The sequence below is a fragment of the Kocuria sp. CPCC 204721 genome (assembly GCF_040980945.1).
Lineage (GTDB): Bacteria > Actinomycetota > Actinomycetes > Actinomycetales > Micrococcaceae > Kocuria > Kocuria marina.
This window is the reverse complement of record NZ_JAVKPO010000010.1, coordinates 20,067-37,704: the sequence shown is the minus strand read 5'-3', so window position 1 is coordinate 37,704 and position 17,638 is coordinate 20,067. Positions and strand designations below refer to the sequence as shown.

Sequence of the window (17,638 nt, the reverse complement as noted above, 5' to 3'; positions counted from 1 at the left end):
CAGCTCGCGCGCTGCTTACTGGGAGTCCTTCATGGTTCCGCCGCCACCGGTCACGTTGCCGGCAGACTGGGCGATCTGGTCGAAGAATCCGTACTCCAGGGCGCGCTGAGCGTCGAACCAGTTGTCACGGTCGTTGTCGCGCAGGATGGTCTCGAGCGTCTGACCGGTCTGCTCCGCGGTCAGTTCCGCGAGCCGCTGCTTCATGGACAGGATCAGCTCGGCCTGCACGCGGATGTCGGACGCGGTGCCGCCCATGCCGCCCGAGGGCTGGTGCATGAGGATGCGCGCGTTGGGGGTCGCATAGCGCTTGCCCTTGGTCCCGGAGGACAGCAGGAACTGGCCCATGGACGCGGCGAGGCCCGTGGCGACCGTGACGACGTCGTTGGGGATCAACTGCATGGTGTCGTAGATCGCCATGCCCGCCGTGACGGAACCGCCCGGGGAGTTGATGTAGAGGTAGATGTCCGCCTCGGGGTCCTCGGCGGAGAGCAATAGCATCTGCGAGCAGATGAGGTTGGCGTTGGTGTCCCGCACCTCGGAACCCAACCAAATGATGCGTTCCTTGAGCAGTCGGTTGTAGACGTAGTCGTCCTGACCGCCCGGCGCCATGTCCTCCATACGCGGAGTGGCCGGTGCGGCACCGTACGGCTGAATGGGAGTGGAGGTCATGAATGCCCTCTTTCTGCTGGACGGGTCCGGGTCGAACGAGCGCCGCCGAACCGAACCCATGAACACGTTCTGTCTCAGCAGCGTAGTGCGCCGTCTCCCCGTGCACGCCCGGTGTTCCGCGGTGTTCGCTTCTGGCGCATGGTGGCACGCGGACAGCGAAACGCCACGACGTCCCCTCGGTGGGGGGCTCGTCGTGGCGTTGCGCGGAGGCCGTTGGCACCCGGTTCACCCGGGTGCCAACGGGTGACTCACTTGGTCTCGGCGGCCTCGTCGGTGGCAGCTTCGTCCGCGGCGGTCTCCTCGGAGACGGCCGGAGCGGACTCGGCCTCGGCACCCTGGTCGGCGGCGGCGTCGTCCGCGGAGCCCACGAACTTGGACAGGTCCACGGCTTTGCCGTTGGAGTCGGTGACGGTGGCGTACTCGAGGACCTTGGCCAGGGCCTTGCGGCGGCGCACCTCACCGACCATCATCCCGGCCTGGCCGGAACCGTCCAGCATCTGTGCGAACTGGTTGGGGTCCATGCCGTACTGCTGGGACATGTTAACGATGTAGTCGATCAGCTCGGACTGCTCCACGCCGACCTCTTCGGCCTCGGCCACGGCGTCCAGAATGATCTCGTTGCGGAACGCGGTCGCGGCGTTCTCACGGACCTCGGCACGGTGCTCCTCGGTGTCGTGACCGGGTTCGGCGGAGGCCTGGGCCTGCGGCGAGTCGAAGTGCTGGGTGACCTGCTCCTCGATGACGTTCTCGGGGACCGGGACCTCGATGAGCTCCACGAGCTTCTCGAGCACCTTGTCACGGGCCTCGATGCCCTGCTCGACGGCGACGGACTCGGCGGCCTGCTTCTTCAGGTCCTCCTTGAGTTCATCGACGGTGTCGAACTCGGAGGCCAGCTGGGCGAACTCGTCGTCCACCTCGGGCAGTTCGCGTTCCTTCACGGCCGTGACCTTGACCTTGACCGTGGCCTCGGCACCGGAGTGCTCGCCACCGGCCAGCGTGGTCTCGAACGTGGCGTCCTCACCGGCGGACAGGCCGGTCACGGCCTCGTCGATGCCCTCGAGCATGGTGCCAGAGCCCACCTCGTAGGACAGGTCGTTGGCGGCGTCCACTTCCTCGCCGTCCACGAGCGCCTGCAGGTCGAGGGTCACGTGGTCACCCTCGGCCGCGGGGCGATCCACGGTCTTGAGGGTGCCGAAGCGACCGCGCAGCTCGTCCAGGGCCTTCTGCTCGTCCTCGGCGGAGGCCTCACGGGCGTCCACCTCGATCTTCAGACCCTTGTAGTCAGGCAGCTCGATCTCGGGACGGATGGCCACGGAGATCTCCACCTGGCTGTCGGCCTCGCGGTCGTCACCCTCCGGCTTGGAAAGCACCTCGACCTGGGGCTGCGACAGCGGGGTCAGCTCGTGCTCGGCGAGGGCCTGCTGATAGAAGTCGTTGAGCCCCTCGTTCAGGGCGTTCTCCACCACGAAGTCGAAGCCCACGCGCTGGTCGATGAGCTTGGAGGGCACCTTGCCCTTGCGGAAGCCGGGGATCTGGATCTGCTCGGCCAGTTCCTTGTAGGTCTTCTGGACGAACGGCTTCAGATCCGCGTAAGCGATGTCAATGGTGATCTTCGCCTCGGTGGGGTTGAGTTTCTCGACGGCGCTCTTCACTTCCGCTGTCACTCCTGGGGTCGATGGGTACTTGCTACAACGGACCGGGGTCGGTCCGGTCGGTCAACGAGCGCCGCAACGCGACGCGCTGCAACGCTCAGACGTCGGGGTGACAGGACTCGAACCTGCGATCTCCTGCTCCCAAAGCAGGCGCGCTAGCCACTGCGCTACACCCCGTGATCACGTGCCCGACACGCGCTCCGTTTCGTCTCCGCCCGTGGACGGAACGAGGTCGACGGCTCGCCCGCGGGCGAGCCGACATCACGACAGTCTATCGTGTCGCGGCCCCGCACCCGGCAACCGGGTGGTAGAACCCGGTGATTGGCACGGTTTCTGGGGCTCGTGTACTCTTTCAACGTCCCCGGGGATGTAGCTCAATGGTAGAGCCCCAGTCTTCCAAACTGGCTACGCGGGTTCGATTCCCGTCATCCCCTCAGCGATCCCCGAAACCCCGCCGTACCCGTGTGCGCCGCGGGGTTTCCTCGTTCCCGCGACCCTTCTCCCGACACCCCCCCGGAAGACTCTCGCAGTACGACGCCGCGTCGAACCGGAGCGGGCACACGGTGGGTGCGAGGCCGCATCACGCCTGGCAGCTCGGGCACCAGTAGAGCCCCCGCCCGTTGAGGTCGCGCTTGAGCACGGTGGTCCCGCACCGCAGGCACGGCTGCCCGTGGCGGTGGTAGACGTAGTTCGCATGCTCGGGCCATGCCTCGGTGTCCGGGATGTCGGGGCGGTCTGCCGGATCCGTGGTGATGATCCGGCCCACGCGCACCCCCACGGCCATGAGCGTCACGTTCTCCTCCCACAGCCCGAGCAGGTCCTCGCGGGTCAGCGAGGCTCCGGGCGTCATGGGGTTCACACCCCGGCGGAACAGGGACTCCGCCCGGAAGATGTTGCCGATCCCCGACACCACGTTCTGCTCCATGAGCAGCACGCCGATCGCCCGCTTGCTCTTGGCCGCGGCACGCAGGAACGGTTCCGGATCGGCCTGCGGGTCCAGGGGGTCCGGTCCCAGCTTGGCCTCCGCGGCCCGCGCTTCCTCCGGTGTCTCCACCGTGCACAGGGCCGGCCCGCGTAGATCCGCCCACCCGTGCTCGCCGGCCAACCGGGCCCGCACGGCACCGACCGGGGGCTCGGGAACGACCCGTCCGGCGTCGTCGTACGCCACTGCCGATTCCTCCGCGGAGCCGGACTCGCGCTCCCCCACGCGGCGCGGGGCGCCGATCGAGGACGCCGCCGCGAACTGCTCGTCCCCCGCGAAACTCCACGCGCCGTAGATGCCGAGGTGCGAACGCATGACCACGACGTCGTCCGGGTCACAGGGCGCCGCGAAGTCCAGGTAGAGGTGCTTGCCGTGGGCGCGGGCGCACGTCAGGACGCGCCCGTCCAGCACGGCGGCACCCGCGGCGAAGCGGCCCTGGGGACTCGTGACGCGCAACCGCTGGCCCACGAACAGGTCCCCGAGCTGACGCCCGAGGCGGTGGATCGAGTGGCCCTCGGGCACGTCCGACGCCCCCGCTCAGTCCTGCGTGTACGGGCGGACTGGGACCTCGGAGAGGTGGCCCACGATGTCCCCGGTGCGCTCGAACTCGGCGAGCTGCTCGATTCGGCGCACGTGCCGGGACTCCCCCGAGAACGGCTCGGCGAGGAAGATCCGCACGAGCTCCAGGGCCTCGTCGTTGCCGTGCTGGCGCCCGCCGATCGCGATCACCTGGGCGTCGTTGTGCTGCCGGGCCAACCGGGCGGTGTCCTCGTTCCACACGAGGGCCGCGCGGATCCCCCGGACCAGGTTGGCCGCCATCTGCTCGCCGTTACCGGAACCGCCCAGCACGATGCCGAGCGAGTCCAGACCGTTCTCGCGGTCCTCGCGGACCCCCTGGGCAGCACTGATGCAGAACGCGGGGTAGTCGTCCGCGGCGTCGTAGACCGCGGGGCCGTGGTCGATCATCTCGTAACCGTCCTCGCTCAGCCGCTGCATGAGGAAGTGGGACAGCTCGAGGCCTGCGTGGTCGGTGGCAATGTGCACGCGCATGGGACGTCAGCAACTCCTGGACGGGGTGGTCGCGGGGCAACCGGCACGTCTGCTCCGCGACGGGGAAAGGGTCGCCTCCACCTTAGCCGCCGATCCCACCGGCGCGGGCGCTCCCCCGGCTCGCGCCCGGGCAACGATCGGACCGGCGGAGGGGCCGTGCCGTCGCGGTATGCGTGCGAGGAAGAACGCGGGCCCGAGTCGGCGGCGTGGGGCCCGCGGCGGGACTTGCGACGGCTGCCATAATGGCAAGATGCCCCGCGCGGGCATCGAATTGTCGTCGAGGAGAGGAACGCCGCTGTGCCCGGAACGAACCTGACCCGAGCGGAGGCCGCCGAGCGCGCGCGGATCATCTCGGTTGAGTCCTACCACGTGGATCTGGACCTCACGGGGGACCCCGAGACCTTCCGGGCGCGCACCACGGTGACGTTCGATGCCGAAGCGGGAGCGCACACGTTCATCAACGCGATCACCGCGTCCGTGGATTCCGTGACCCTCAACGGCACCTTCCTGGACCCCGCGAAGGTCAGCGACGGCGAGCGCATCGACCTGCCCGATCTCGCCGAGCACAACGAGCTCGTGGTGGACTCCCGGATGTACTACATGAACACGGGTGAGGGCCTGCACCGGTTCGTGGATCCCGTGGACGAGCAGGTGTACCTCTACACCCAGTTCGAGGTCGCGGACACCCGCCGGATGTTCCCGGTGTTCGAACAGCCCGATCTCAAGGCCACGTTCCAGTTTGCGGTCACCGCACCCGCCGACTGGGACGTGGTGTCCAACCAGCCCACCCCGGAACCCTTCCCAGTGGCAGACGGCGTGGCCCGGTGGGAGTTCTCCCCCACCCCCGTGATCTCGTGCTATATCACCGCGTTGATCGCGGGCCCCTACGTCAAGACCACGGACAGCCTGGTCTCCTCGGACGGACGCACCATCGAGCTGGGCCTGTTCGCGCGCCGCTCCCTGTTCGAGTACGTGGACGCCGAGGAGATGTTCGAGGTCACCAAGCAGGGCTTCGAGTTCTTCGAGTCCCAGTTCGGGGTGCCCTACCCCTTCGAGAAGTACGACCAGCTCTTCGTGCCGCAGTTCAACGCCGGCGCCATGGAGAACGCGGGCGCGGTGACCTTCGTGGAGTCCTACGTCTTCCGCTCCAAGCCGGCGCAGGCCCGCGTGGAGCGCCGCGCGATCACCGTGCTGCACGAGCTCGCGCACATGTGGTTCGGGGACCTCGTGACCATGCGCTGGTGGAACGACCTGTGGCTCAACGAGTCCTTCGCCGAGTACATGTCCACCCTCGCGTGCGCGCAGAACACCCGGTACACCAACGCGTGGACCACGTTCGCGGCCGGGGAGAAGTCCTGGGGCTACGAACAGGACCAGCTGCCCACCACCCACCCCATCAAGGCCGAGATCCCGGACCTCGAGGCGGTGCTCGTGAACTTCGACGGCATCACCTACGCCAAGGGTGCCTCGGTGCTCAAGCAGCTCGTGGCCTGGGTGGGCCAGGATGAGTTCATGGCGGGGCTCAACCGCTACTTCGGCAAGCACGCGTGGTCCAACACGGAGCTCTCGGACCTCATGGTCGAGCTCGAGGCGGCCAGCGGTCGCGACCTGACCGACTGGTCCGCGCGCTGGCTCGAGACCGCGGGCGTGAACACCCTGGTGCCGCAGGTCGAGGCCGATGACGATGGCGTCATCACATCCTTCCGGATCGAGCAGCTGGGTCAGGACGGCCATCCCACCCTGCGGCCCCACCGCGTGGCCGTGGGCTTCTACGACCACCGTGAGGACACCGGACTGCTGAGCCGCACGTTCCGCGTGGAGCTGGACGTGGACGGCGAGTTCACCGATGTCCCGCAGCTCGTGGGTCGCGAACTCCCGGACCTGGTGCTGCTCAACGACGACGACCTGGCCTACGCCAAGATCCGCCTGGACGAGTGCTCCCTGGCCACGGCCACCACCCACCTCGGAGACTTCGAGGAGTCGTTGCCCCGCTCGCTCGTGTGGGCCGCGGCGTGGGACTCCGTGCACGACGGCGTGAGCCCGGCGCGCGACTACGTGGACCTCGTGCTCTCCAACGTGGGCCACGAGACCGACTCCACGGCCGTGCAGGTGCAGCTGCGCCAGCTGGACGTGGCCCTGGACCGCTACCTCGCCCCCGAGCACGCGGACGAGGTCCGGGCCCGGGCCGCGGACACCCTGTGGGATCTCACGGCCGCCGCGGAGGCGGGCTCCGACCACCAGTGGCAGTTCTTCCGGGCCTTCCTGCGCCGGGCGTGCATAGAGGCGCATTTCGATCGCATCGAGGGTTTCTTCGACGGGGGCGTCCCCGAGGGGATCGAACTGGACACGGACACCCGCTGGGCCGTGCTGATCGCGCTCGTTGCGGCCGGCCGCAAGGGCGCCGAGGACGTCGACCGTGCGCTGGCCGAGGACAACACCGAGACCGGTGCGATCGCCGCGGCCACCGCGCGCGCCGCGATCCCCACCCCGGAGGCCAAGGCCGAGGCGTGGCGGCTCGTCGTGACCGAGGGCGCGCTGCCCAACTCCCAGCAGCAAGCGGCCATCGCCGGGTTCTTCCGCGTGCACGACGACGCCCTAGTCACCCCGTACTCCTCTCGCTACTTCGACGCCGTCACGGGTGTGTGGACCGAGCGTACGCACGAACTCGCGCAGCAGATCGCCGTGGGACTGTTCCCCCGCGCCGTCGGCCAGGACACGGTCGACGCCGCCCAGGCGTTCCTCGACCGGCTGGACCCGGCCCTATCCGGGTTGCGGCGGATCGTGTTGGAACGCCAGGACGCCGCGCGCCGCGCAGTGCGCGCCCAGGCCGTGGACGCCGCTGCGGTGCAGGACACCACGGCCCACACCCCGGAGGCCGACCGATGAGTGGGACGCAGGACTCTTCCCAGCCACTCGACCCGCAGGCCGCTGCTCCGGCGGGGCGGCGCACCTTCACGCTGGGTGCGGTGGGTTCCCGGTCGGCCGCCGGCTCGGTGACCCAGCCCCCGCAACAGGTGGGGGACGCGCGGGGCGTGGCCGAAGCGGCGTCGTCGGACTCGTTCTACGCCCAGGTGGGCGGGCACGAGACGTTCGCCAAGCTCACCCGGGAGTTCTACGCGCGCGTGGCGCAGGACCCCGATTTCAAGGCGCTGTACCCCGAAGAGGACCTGGGACCCGCGGAGGAGCGGCTGCGGATGTTCCTGGAGCAGTACTGGGGCGGACCCACCACGTACTCCGAGCAGCGCGGGCACCCCAGACTGCGGATGCGCCACGCCCCGTTCCCCGTGGACACGTGGGCGCGCGAGACGTGGCTGACGCACATGCGCGCGGCCATGGACACCCTGGAGCTGTCCCCGCTGCACGACGGCATCATGTGGGACTACTTCGACCGCGCCGCCCACGCGATGGTCAACCGCCCCGGCTGAGGCGTTCTCCTCGCGTGCCGGGATCCGGTCCCGGCACCGCCTTACCGGGCGGGGCCGGGTCTCAGCGGGAGACCTTGACGAGCACGTGACCCGCACCCGTGCTCAGGCGCACCCACTGGCCCGAGGCCTCGGCCGCAACGTGCACGTCCGATTCGGACGCCGGGATGAACCCCAGGACGTCCAGGGCGAACGCGGCGCCGTCGGGGATCTCCGGGCCCTCCAGGGGACCCCAACCGGACCCGGCACCCCACACCCGCGTGCGGACCTTCTGGACCACGGCGGCGCCGGAGTTGGTGGGCACGGAATCGGACACGGTCCGGATACCGCGGTGCGCCACGTCGCGAACGCGGTGGGCGGGCACGGACCCCAGGGAGCGCCACCCCGTACGGGGGGCCACGATCCCCGCCCAGGGAGCCGAGACCTCTTGCGGCGGGGCGCTGATCCACACCGGGGCGTCGCCGTCGGACCCGCGAGCGCCCGTCTCGCGCGCGAGCCGGTCCGTGATGGCGGCCGCGGCCACGGTGACGTCCAGGTCGCAGGACTGCGCGAGCCCCATGGTGCGCAGCCCCAGCACCACGGGGGCGGTATCCAGCAGGCCCGCGGGGTGGATCACGGAGACCCACGCGGCGAGCACGCGGTCCAGGCCCTGCAGCCGCACCGCGGCCTGGGGGTCCACGGAACGGGCGCGGCTCACGTAGGTGGCCAGGTCGGCGGCGTCCTGGCGGTCGAGCAGGGTGAAGCCCGCGACGCCGGGCTCTCGGGGGGCGCTCACCGCGCGTGGGAATACTCGACGTCGTCCTCCAGGGAACCCAGCAGGGCGCGGTGGTCCTCGGAGAGCTTCACGCTGCGGCCGGTCCCCGGGTCCATCACCACGATCACGGATTCGCCCTCCGCGTACACGTGGGAGCCGTCCTCCTCCTGCAACCGGTAGGAGATGGTGAACGAAGACCCCCCGATGCGCGAGATCCACGTGCGCACGAACACCGGATCCATGCGGAAGAACAGCTGCTCCTTGTAGTCCACGCTCTGGTGGGCCACCACGGTGCGCAGCTCCCCCACGGACTCGCGGAACGTGGTGTCCTCCGGGATACCGTGGTCCGGGTCCTTTGTGACGGGCGATGCGGTGAGCCGCACACGGGCGTCCTCGAAGTAGCGCAGCATGGTCACGTTGTTGATGTGCCCGTACTGGTCCTGGTCGAAGAATCGCATCTGCACGGGGACATTGAGAGAAGTCATGGTTCCATCACACCACATCCACCCACCGGTTTAGAGTGGATCCATGACTCTGGACCCGACGCAAGACCCTGTGGACGCCCTCATCCGGATGCTCGATCTGGCCGACGGCGGCGGCGCACGCACCACGGAGGACATCTTCGTGGGCCGCACCATCACCACCCCCCGCGCCCGCGTCTACGGCGGGCAGGTGCTCGCGCAGGCCTCGATGGCCGCGATGCGCACCGTGGACCCGGACCGCGCGATCCACTCGCTGCACGCCTACTTCCTGCGCGGCGGGGACATCGAGCTGCCCATCACGTTCGGGGTGGAGCGCGTGCGCGACGGCCGGTCCTTCTCCGCGCGCCGGATCCACGCCTACCAGGAGGGCAAGACCATCCTGTCGATGATCGCGTCCTTCCAGGAGCCCGCCCAGGGGCTCGAGCACCAGGATGAGATGCCACAGGACGTGCCGGACCCCGAGTCTCTGCCCTCCCTGCGGGAGACTTTCGGCGCCCTGAACATCCCCGAGGCGCGTGCCCAGGCCTTCGAGCGCCCGTTCGACATGCGCTACATCACCGAGCCGCTGTTCCTGCCGTGGCAGGGCCCGCACGACTCCTACAACGCGGTGTGGGTCAAGGCGCTCGCACCGCTGCCGGACGACCCTGCGATCCACCGCGCGGCCCTCGCGTACGTCTCCGACTACACGATGATGGAGCCCATCCTGCGCCGTCACGGCCGGTCCTGGGGCGAGCGCGGCATGAACGTGGCCTCCCTGGACCACGCGATGTGGTGGCACCGCTATGCCCGCGCGGACGAGTGGATCCTCTACACCCAGACCTCCCCCAGCGCATCCTCGTCCCGGGGTCTGGCCATCGGCAAGATGTTCACGCGGGACGGCACGATGATCGCCACCACGGTGCAGGAGGGCATGATGCGCCTGCCCGAGTTCCACTGAGCGGGGCCCTCACGGGCGGCGTGCCAGTAGCGGGTGCGACCGGCACACGATCACGCCCGCGACGGACACCGCGAGTCCGAACACGAGTGACGCGCCGTAGCCGGCCATGCCGGCCAGGAACAGGGCCGCCCACGCACCGACGCTCCCGCCGAGCATGCCGATGGAACTCAGGAGCGTGAAGTCGGCGCCGGCGCACCCGGGACGCGCAAGGTCCAGGTTCACCGCGTAGATGCCCGTGTTCATCACGGTGTAGCCCGCGAGCACGCCGCACGCTCCCACCACGCCCAGCGGCACCTGCAGCCACTGGTCCACGCCCGCACCGGGCCACACGACGGGTGCCAGACACACCCCACCGAGCAATTGGATCCCGGCGCCGAGCAACAGCGTGACGCCGCGCCCGCGCCGTCGGCACAACCGGCCGCCCAGGAGTGCCGCGGCCAGGGCGGGCGCCGCCGCGATCATGGAGGTGACCGCGCCGATGAAGGCCAGCGACCACCCCGCGTCCACGAGTGCCGGGGTCACGAGGGACCACACGGCTGCGGAGCCGAACGTCACCAGGGGGACACCACCGAGCGCCCAGGCCTTGGCCCCCGGTACGGCCAGCATGCCGAACATCCCGGAGAGCCCGCGGGGTTGCGCATTCGACGCCGCGCGCTCCGGTTCCCGGTGCCGCAGCACGGGGACCATCGCGGCCGCGGTGCACAGTGCGAGCGCGATCACCGCGGCCCGCCATCCCCATGCGTCGTAGATCAGCAAGGCCAATCCGCCGCCGATCACGGTCCCGATGTAGCTCGCCCCCACCTGGACCCCCGCACCGAGATCGTGCTGGGAGCGATCGAGACCCCTTACGGACAGCGCGTCCGCCGCGATGTCCTGCGTCGCAGAGAAGAGCACGAACGCCGCGGCCAGGATCACGAGGACCCTCAGATCGTCCTGCGGGTCGGCGAACACCGCCATGGCCAGCAGGGCGAGGACCATGAGGGGTTGCAGCACGAGCAACCACGACCTGTAGTGCCCGCGCGCCCGGCCCGGCGCCCACCGATCGATCAGGGGTGCCCACAGGAACTTCACGGGCCACACGAGGGCGAGCAGTTGCAGGGCGCCCAGGGTCCCCAGGTCCGTGCCGCCGTCGCGCAGGATGCCCACCAGGCCGGTGGACAGGAACGCCGCCCCGATGAACTGCGTGGTGTATAGCGCCCACAGCAGCCCCCAGAACCCACGGTTCGTGCGGATCCCCGCGGGCGCGGACAGGGTCATGGTGCTCATACGTTCCTCCAGTAGGCGGTGGCGTCGATGTGTGTGCGGGGCACGCCGTAGCGGGTGCGCAGGGCCGAGGTCAGCAGGCGGTTCTGCTGCGCCTCCACAGCGATCCAGTACCGGTCCCCCGGTGCGGGCGGATGCGTCTCCCAGTGCGCGAGCACGGCCGCGGCCACGTCCTCCCCCGCGCCGATGTGGTGCACCGTGTGCACCTGGTGGCGCTTCGCTGCGGCCAGGGGCAGGTCGGCGTCGCGCGGGTCGCGGTACTCGAACCACACCTCGACGTCGCGGGTTCCCAACAGCGGGAGCATGGAGTTCAGGGCGGGCAAGCTCGCAGGGTCGCCCACGAGCACCGTGCGTCCCGGGAAATCGGCATCGAGCCCCGGAGCGGGTTCGGACCCGTGACCGCGGCGCGGTGTCCTGCGCGGCGGCCAGGGCGGGGTGCTGCCGAGCAGCGACGCCCGGATGGTGTCGCCGGGTGCGCACGTGCGAGCCCAGTCGGAGGAGGCGCCGTCGTGCAGGGCGAACTCCATGTCGAAGACGCCCTCGTCCGGGCGTGGGTCGACCACCGTGAACGCCCGCTGGTGGTCCTTGCCGCGGGACGTGAACCACAACCGCAACCACATGGTCGGGAACGGCGTGTGGCGCGCGAGGAACCCCTCGTGCCGCACGGTGATGCGCGTGTAGGTGGGGCCGACATCGCGGCGACTCACCACCGTGAGCACGGTCTCGGAAGCCCCGAGGGCTCGGACGGCCAGACGTTCCCAGTGGGGCACGGGCGTTCTCCTCGTTCGGCGGGCGGGTCACGGAACACCAGCCCGGAAAGAACCGGCAGGTCGCGAGGTAGTTCTGCGTGTTCCGGGGTGGATCGGGCAGTACACAAGTGCTGAATCTTAGGTTAGCCTAACCTATCAGTAATTAGTTACCACCGTGTAGCTTATTGCATCCGAGTGCCCCCGAACGAAAGCCGAACCGTTCCATGAGTTCATCCCTGCTCCACGCGGACACCGTCACGGACCTCATGCGCGATGTCACCGCAGCCGCGGCCGCCGGTGCGGCGCGCCTGGCCGGCGCGCGACAACCCCACGAACCCGCGAGCCACGACGAGATCGACCGGGCACTGTCGCGGATCGACCTGGACACCCCGCTGCACGACTTCGGCGCCGCGGTGGACGAGCTCGACCGTACGTGGTTGCGCCACGCGGTGTGGTTCCATCACCCCCGGACGCTCGCGCACCTCAATTGCCCGGTGGCGGTGCCCGCGGTCGCCGCGGAGACCCTGGCCGCCACCGTCAACGTCTCGATGGACACGTGGGACCAGTCCAAGGCGGCGACCGTGATGGAACGTTCGCTGCTGACGTGGACGGCGCGGCGCATCGGCTTCCCCGCCGCCGCGGACGGCATGTTCACCCCGGGCGGGACGACCTCCAACCTGCAGGCGCTCATGCTCGCCCGCGACGAATGCCTCGAACGCTCCGCGCGCACCCCGCACGCGGCCCCGCGGCCGGTACGAGCGGCGTCGTTGCGCATCCTCGCGAGCGCGGAGAGCCACTTCTCGGTCAGCACGGCCGCCCGGATCCTGGGACTCGACGACGACTGCGTGGTCCCGGTCCCGGTCGACGCCGCGGGGGCACTGTCCGTGCCGACGCTGCGTCGAGTGCTGGCGGACCTCGCGACCCAGTCGCTGACCCCCATGGCCGTGGTGGCCACCGCGGGCACCACGGACCGCGGCGCGATCGACCCGCTCGAGGACGTCGCGCAGGTGTGTGCGCAGCACGGGGTCTGGTTCCACGTGGACGCGGCCTACGGCGGCGCGCTGCTGGTCTCCCCCTCGCGCCGCGACCGGCTCGCCGGGATCGACCGCGCTAACTCCGTAACCGTGGACTTCCACAAGGCGTGGTTCCAGCCCATCGGGTGCTCTGCCGTGATCGTGCGGGACGGCCACACGCTGCGCCACTGCGCGCATCACGCCGCGTACCTCAACCCGGCGGACACCCCCGAGCCCAATCAGGTGGACCGCTCCCTGCAGACCACGCGCCGCTTCGAGGCGCTCAAGCTGTGGGTCACGCTGCGCACGATGGGCCCGGACGCGATCGGCGCGATGTTCGACGCCGTCATCGACCTCGCGGCGCGTGTGGCCCACGAGCTGCGCTCGGACCCGCGCTTCGAGCTCGTGTGCGACCCGTCCCTGAGCACCGTGCTGTTCCGCTGGACGCCTCCGGATGCGGGGAACGACGACGCCGCGGGGGCCCCGCTTGCCGCGCACGCCTCTTCCGCCGCACACGCCTCCTCCACCACGGGGAACGGCCCGGACGCGGTCGATGAGACCGCGGACCGCTGGGTGCGCCCGATCCGCCGCGCGGTGTGGGACACCGGCCGCGCCACCGTGGCGGAGACCGAGGTGGCCGGGCGTCCCTGCCTGAAATTCACCCTGCTCAACCCGCAGACGACCCTCGACGACGTCCGGGAGGTCCTGGACCTCATCCACGAGACCGCCCTGTCCCTCACCGCCCACGATCGCACCGGAAAGGCCCGCGCATGACCCCCCGCACGACCGCATCCCACCCCGACCGTCGGCACGGAACCGAACCGGCACACGACGACTCCAGGCCCGCGGACCAGGGATCGACGCCGTCGGACGCCGCGTCGACTCCCACTGACGCCCCGGGCACCGTTCAGCGTGGCACCCTGGACGACCCCCTGGACCTGCTGTGCGTGGGGGTGGGCCCGTTCGGACTCGGACTCGCATGCCTCACCGACCCTCTGCCGGACGTCCGCGCCGCCTTCCTGGACGCGGCCCCCGGTTTCAACTGGCATCCCGGGTTGCTGTTCGACGACGCCACGCTGCAGGTCCCGTTCCTCGCGGACCTCGTGACCATGGCGGATCCCACCTCGCGGTTCTCGTTCCTGCAGTGGCTCAAGGAGACCGGCGAGCTGTACCCGTTCTACGTCCGTGAGTCCTTCTTCCCGCTGCGGCGGGACTACAACGCCTACTGCCGGTGGGCCGCGCAGCGAGTCCGCGGGGTGTACTGGGGACACCGGGTCACCCAGGTCACCCGCCCGACGGGTGAGGGTCCGTGGCGCGTCACGGCCCGGGCCCGCGGCGTCGAGCACTCATGGTGGGCGCGCCACCTGGTCGTGGGCACGGGGACGGTCCCCCGCACGCCGGGCGAACTGTCCGGCGTCCCGGACACCACGGTGCACGCAAGTGAGTACCTGTCCCGCCGGGACACCCTGGTGAGTGAGGAGCACGTGACCGTGATCGGCTCGGGCCAGTCGGCCGCGGAGGTGTTCCTGGACCTGCTGCACACCCCGGGCGGGCCGGCCGTGGACTGGTTCACCCGTTCACCACGGTTCTACCCCATGGAGTACTCCAAGCTCAGCCTCGAACTGACGTCGCCCGACTACCTCGACCACTTCCGGTCCCTCCCGGAGGCCGAGCGGGACCGGCTCAACGCGTCCCAACCCCAGTTGCACCGCGGCATCTCGGACGCGACGATCGACGCGATCCACGAGGCCCTGTACGTGCGCCGCAACGACCCGGACGCGCCGCCCGTGCGCCTCGTCGCGGCCACCGAACTCGTGGACGCGTGGCACGAGGCCGGGCGCACCGTCCTGCGCTGGCGCAATTCGGAAAACCACAACGTGCGCGAGACGGTGACCGATGCCGTCGTCGCGGCCACGGGCTACCGGTCCGCGGCCCCAGACTGGCTCGCACCGGTCCGGGACCAGCTCTCGCTCGACGCCTCAGGGCGGCTCAGCCCCGACCGGTACCACCGGGCCAGCCCGGACGGGACCGTGCACGTACTCAACCACGGCGAGCACACGCATGCGCTCACGGCACCCGACCTGGGGATGGGACCGCTGCGCAACGCGCACGTGCTCGCGCACGTCACGGGCCGCACACCGTACATCACCGAGGACCACACGACGTTCCAGAGTTTCGGTCACGTCCCCCAGCGTCATGTCGCCCCCGCCGTGGGGCCCGACGGCACGTTCGAGACCCGCGCTCTCGGGCGCGCGTTCACGCTGCGGCCGGTGGACCCGGACGGGGACGCGGCGCTGTTGCACGCGTGGTTGAGTTCCCCGCGTGCGCACGCGTGGGGACTCGTGGGCGCGGACGAGCAGACGATTTCCCGGGAGTACCACAGGATGACCGCGGCGGACGCAGAGGACGCCTGGATCGTCAGCGAACACGACCGCCCGCTCGCACTGCTCGAGACGTACGACCCCGCCCGCAGCCCCCTGGCCGCGGTGTGGCCGGTCCGCGACGGCGACGCCGGTCTGCACCTGTTCGTGGCCCCCACGTCCCGTCCGGTTCCGGGGACCACGCGAGCCGTGATGGCGGCGGCGCTGAACCTGCTGTGGTCGGACCCCGCGGTGCAGCGCGTTCTCGTGGAACCCGACGTCCGCAACGAGCGGATCCGCGCGATCAACCGCTGGGCCGGGTTCCGTGAGGTGGGCGAGTGCCACCTGGCGGAGAAGACCGCGTCCGTGAGCGTCGTCGTCCGCGGGGACGGACCGCAGGACCACATACGGACCGCGGACACGGAAGCCTCCGTGGCCGAGCGCGCGGAGGTGACCCGATGAGCGCCGTCGTCGAAACCCGCATCCCCGATGAACAGCGGGACGTCGCCCCGACGCCCGAGCCCCGGCTGGACCGCCGGGCCGCACGGCGACTGCAGCGGGACGTGCTCGCCAAGATGTTCTCCGAGTTCAGTCACGAACGGTTGCTGCATCCCGCCCCGCACGGCGACGGTTGGACCGTGGCCGACGCCGCCGGGCGCCCGAGTTGGTACTTCGAGGCCACCCGGCACCCGCTCGAGCACTGGGAGGTGGACCCCGCTTCGGTGCGGCGCATCATCCCCGGGGACGCCGGCGAGGAACCGGACGCCCAGCAGGCCGTGCTGGACCTCAAGGACGTCCTGGGACTCACCGACGAAATGCTCCCGCTGTACCTTGAGGACCTGTCCGCAACCATGTACTCGATGGCGCGTCGTCGTGCCGTACCCGCACCGACCGCCGCGGAACTGGCGACCGCGGACCTCGCCGAAGTGGAACGTTTCCTGGACCGGGGACACCCCGGATTCGTCGCGAGCTCGGGCCGGGTGGGCATGGGCGCGTCCGAACAGACGTCATGGGCTCCCGAGGCGGCATACCCCGCCCGGTTGACGTGGCTCGCCGCGCGCCGCAGTCTGTGCACCGTGTCCCTGGGGCAGCACGTGAACGAACATGACCATGAGGACCGGCACCTCACCGCCGGTGAGCGCGACCGTTTCCGCTCGGCGGTGACCGAGGCCGGCGAGGACCCGGACGAGTACACGTTCCTCCCGGTGCACCCGTGGCAGTGGGAGCACCGCATCCTGCCCGGGATGCTCCCGGACGTGCTGCGGCGCCACCTGATCCTGGTGGGCCGTAGTGAGCACGAGTGGCGCGCGCAACAGTCCGTGCGCACGTTCCTGGACGTGAGCGACCCGGCGCGGGATTACGCCAAGACCGCGCTCGGGGTGCACAGCATGGGGTTCCTGCGCGGACTCTCCCCCGCCTACATGCGCACGATGCCCGCCGTGAGTGACTGGCTGCACGGGATCACCCGGGAGGATCCGTTCCTGCGCGCACGCGGGATCCGGGTGCTGCGCGAGCACGCCGCGGTGGGTTACACCGGGGATGCCCACCACCGCAGCGGTGTGGCCTCCGACCACACCAAACAGTTGGCTGCGCTGTGGCGTGAGTCCCCGGTGCCGATGCTTGAGCCCGGGGAGCACGCCGCCAGCCTGGCCGGGGTATTGCACCGGGACTGCGCCGGGCGGCCCCTCGCGGAAGCGTGGATCGAGCGCTCGGGAGTCACCGCGAGGGACTGGGTGCGCGCCCTGCTCGACGTGTACCTGGTCCCGGTCGCGCACCTCTTGCTGTCCCAGGACATCGCGCTCATGCCCCACAGCGAAAACGTGATCCTGCGTCTGCGCGACGGGTTCCCGGTCGGTGCGTTCTGGAAGGACATCGGGGAGGAAGTCGCGGTGCTCAGCGACCGGCCCCTGCCCGAGGGAATCGAACGCATCCGTTCCGTGGTGGAGCCGGAGCAGCGGGAGCTGTCCATCCACACGGACGTGGTCGACGGCGTCCTGCGGCACCTCGCGGTGCTCCTGCACACCTCCGGTGTGCTCCCCGAACAGGAGTTCTGGGCGCTCGGGGCCAAGGTCCTGGACGAGCACCGCGAGCGCTTCCCCGAACACTGGCGCGAGCTGGACCTGTTCCGGGAGACCTTCGCCCACTCGTGCCTGAACCGGCTGCAACTGCGCAACCCGCAGCGCATGGTGGATCTGGCCGACCAGTCGGCGTCCCTGACCTACGCCGGTCGGTTGACCAATCCGCTGGCCGCGTTCCGCTCCCCTGATGCGGGCCCCGCGTCGTGAGCGCACGGTGTTCCGGCGGC

The 17,638-nt window shown here is 70.2% G+C and carries 14 protein-coding genes and 2 tRNA genes; 7 read left to right on the top strand and 9 right to left on the bottom strand.

Going from position 1 to position 17,638, the window contains the following annotated elements; translation table 11 throughout:
* Positions 1-15 precede the first annotated feature (15 nt).
* The 3 genes from RF637_RS09905 to RF637_RS09895 form a co-directional block, all read right to left on the bottom strand.
* The gene (locus tag RF637_RS09905) at positions 16-618 is read right to left on the bottom strand and encodes an ATP-dependent Clp protease proteolytic subunit (protein ID WP_035962642.1); all 603 of its coding nucleotides are present in this window, start codon (positions 616-618) and stop codon (positions 16-18) included.
* A gap of 299 nt (positions 619-917) precedes the next feature.
* Complete coding sequence (tig, locus tag RF637_RS09900) at positions 918-2,321, bottom strand: trigger factor (protein WP_368835392.1); 1,404 nt, start codon at positions 2,319-2,321, stop codon at positions 918-920.
* 104 nt (positions 2,322-2,425) lie between these two features.
* Positions 2,426-2,498: transfer RNA gene (locus RF637_RS09895), tRNA-Pro, on the bottom strand.
* Positions 2,499-2,684: 186 nt separating this feature from the next.
* On the opposite strand from RF637_RS09895, the gene RF637_RS09890 reads away from it, so the two are divergent.
* Positions 2,685-2,755, top strand: a tRNA-Gly gene (locus RF637_RS09890).
* Between the two features lie 146 nt (positions 2,756-2,901).
* Here RF637_RS09890 and RF637_RS09885 read toward each other — a convergent pair.
* Positions 2,902-3,825, bottom strand: a complete 924-nt coding sequence (locus RF637_RS09885) for an Fpg/Nei family DNA glycosylase (RefSeq protein ID WP_131332776.1) — start codon at positions 3,823-3,825, stop codon at positions 2,902-2,904.
* A gap of 15 nt (positions 3,826-3,840) precedes the next feature.
* Positions 3,841-4,353, bottom strand: coding sequence for a ribose-5-phosphate isomerase (locus RF637_RS09880; RefSeq protein ID WP_085107757.1), 513 nt, complete (start codon positions 4,351-4,353; stop codon positions 3,841-3,843).
* Positions 4,354-4,650: 297 nt separating this feature from the next.
* On the opposite strand from RF637_RS09880, the gene pepN reads away from it, so the two are divergent.
* Both pepN and RF637_RS09870 read left to right on the top strand, forming a co-directional pair.
* Complete coding sequence (gene pepN / locus RF637_RS09875; protein ID WP_368844738.1) at positions 4,651-7,239, top strand: aminopeptidase N; 2,589 nt, start codon at positions 4,651-4,653, stop codon at positions 7,237-7,239.
* Positions 7,240-7,385: 146 nt separating this feature from the next.
* A complete protein-coding gene (locus tag RF637_RS09870; RefSeq protein WP_035962646.1) occupies positions 7,386-7,778 on the top strand; it encodes a globin in 393 nt (130 codons plus the stop codon).
* A gap of 61 nt (positions 7,779-7,839) precedes the next feature.
* Here RF637_RS09870 and RF637_RS09865 read toward each other — a convergent pair whose 3' ends face one another.
* Both RF637_RS09865 and RF637_RS09860 read right to left on the bottom strand, forming a co-directional pair.
* Positions 7,840-8,550: a hypothetical protein gene (locus RF637_RS09865; RefSeq protein WP_368844737.1), complete on the bottom strand. Its 711-nt coding sequence runs from the start codon at positions 8,548-8,550 to the stop codon at positions 7,840-7,842.
* Complete coding sequence (locus RF637_RS09860; RefSeq protein WP_312918641.1) at positions 8,547-9,014, bottom strand: thioesterase family protein; 468 nt, start codon at positions 9,012-9,014, stop codon at positions 8,547-8,549. Before RF637_RS09860 ends, RF637_RS09865 begins: the two co-directional genes overlap by 4 nt.
* 43 nt (positions 9,015-9,057) lie before the next feature.
* Here RF637_RS09860 and RF637_RS09855 point away from each other — a divergent pair, with 43 nt between their 5' ends.
* Complete coding sequence (locus RF637_RS09855; RefSeq protein WP_368844736.1) at positions 9,058-9,948, top strand: acyl-CoA thioesterase; 891 nt, start codon at positions 9,058-9,060, stop codon at positions 9,946-9,948.
* Positions 9,949-9,957: 9 nt separating this feature from the next.
* Here RF637_RS09855 and RF637_RS09850 read toward each other — a convergent pair whose 3' ends face one another.
* A complete protein-coding gene (locus RF637_RS09850) occupies positions 9,958-11,214 on the bottom strand; it encodes an MFS transporter (protein WP_144930830.1) in 1,257 nt (418 codons plus the stop codon).
* A complete protein-coding gene (locus RF637_RS09845; RefSeq protein WP_085107743.1) occupies positions 11,211-11,981 on the bottom strand; it encodes a siderophore-interacting protein in 771 nt (256 codons plus the stop codon). Before RF637_RS09845 ends, RF637_RS09850 begins: the two co-directional genes overlap by 4 nt.
* 203 nt (positions 11,982-12,184) lie before the next feature.
* On the opposite strand from RF637_RS09845, the gene RF637_RS09840 reads away from it, so the two are divergent.
* The 3 genes from RF637_RS09840 to RF637_RS09830 are packed head-to-tail and all read left to right on the top strand — an operon-like array spanning position 12,185 to position 17,618.
* Entirely contained in the window at positions 12,185-13,747 is a 1,563-nt protein-coding gene (locus tag RF637_RS09840; protein ID WP_368844735.1) for an aspartate aminotransferase family protein, read from the top strand.
* Entirely contained in the window at positions 13,744-15,795 is a 2,052-nt protein-coding gene (locus RF637_RS09835; RefSeq protein ID WP_368844734.1) for a GNAT family N-acetyltransferase, read from the top strand. The genes RF637_RS09840 and RF637_RS09835 overlap by 4 nt, the downstream gene beginning before the upstream one ends.
* Positions 15,792-17,618, top strand: coding sequence for an IucA/IucC family siderophore biosynthesis protein (locus RF637_RS09830; protein WP_368844733.1), 1,827 nt, complete (start codon positions 15,792-15,794; stop codon positions 17,616-17,618). Before RF637_RS09835 ends, RF637_RS09830 begins: the two co-directional genes overlap by 4 nt.
* Positions 17,619-17,638 lie beyond the last annotated feature (20 nt).

What these genes read in the sequence shown, in the direction of transcription:
- RF637_RS09830 (WP_368844733.1), top strand. Translation starts at nt 15,792, where the DNA reads ATGAGCGCCGTCGTCGAAACCCGCATCCCCGATGAACAGCGGGACGTC.
- RF637_RS09880 (WP_085107757.1), bottom strand. Translation starts at nt 4,353, where the DNA reads ATGCGCGTGCACATTGCCACCGACCACGCAGGCCTCGAGCTGTCCCAC.
- RF637_RS09840 (WP_368844735.1), top strand. Translation starts at nt 12,185, where the DNA reads ATGAGTTCATCCCTGCTCCACGCGGACACCGTCACGGACCTCATGCGC.
- RF637_RS09850 (WP_144930830.1), bottom strand. Translation starts at nt 11,214, where the DNA reads ATGAGCACCATGACCCTGTCCGCGCCCGCGGGGATCCGCACGAACCGT.
- RF637_RS09860 (WP_312918641.1), bottom strand. Translation starts at nt 9,014, where the DNA reads ATGACTTCTCTCAATGTCCCCGTGCAGATGCGATTCTTCGACCAGGAC.
- RF637_RS09905 (WP_035962642.1), bottom strand. Translation starts at nt 618, where the DNA reads ATGGAGGACATGGCGCCGGGCGGTCAGGACGACTACGTCTACAACCGA.
- RF637_RS09855 (WP_368844736.1), top strand. Translation starts at nt 9,058, where the DNA reads ATGACTCTGGACCCGACGCAAGACCCTGTGGACGCCCTCATCCGGATG.
- RF637_RS09835 (WP_368844734.1), top strand. Translation starts at nt 13,744, where the DNA reads ATGACCCCCCGCACGACCGCATCCCACCCCGACCGTCGGCACGGAACC.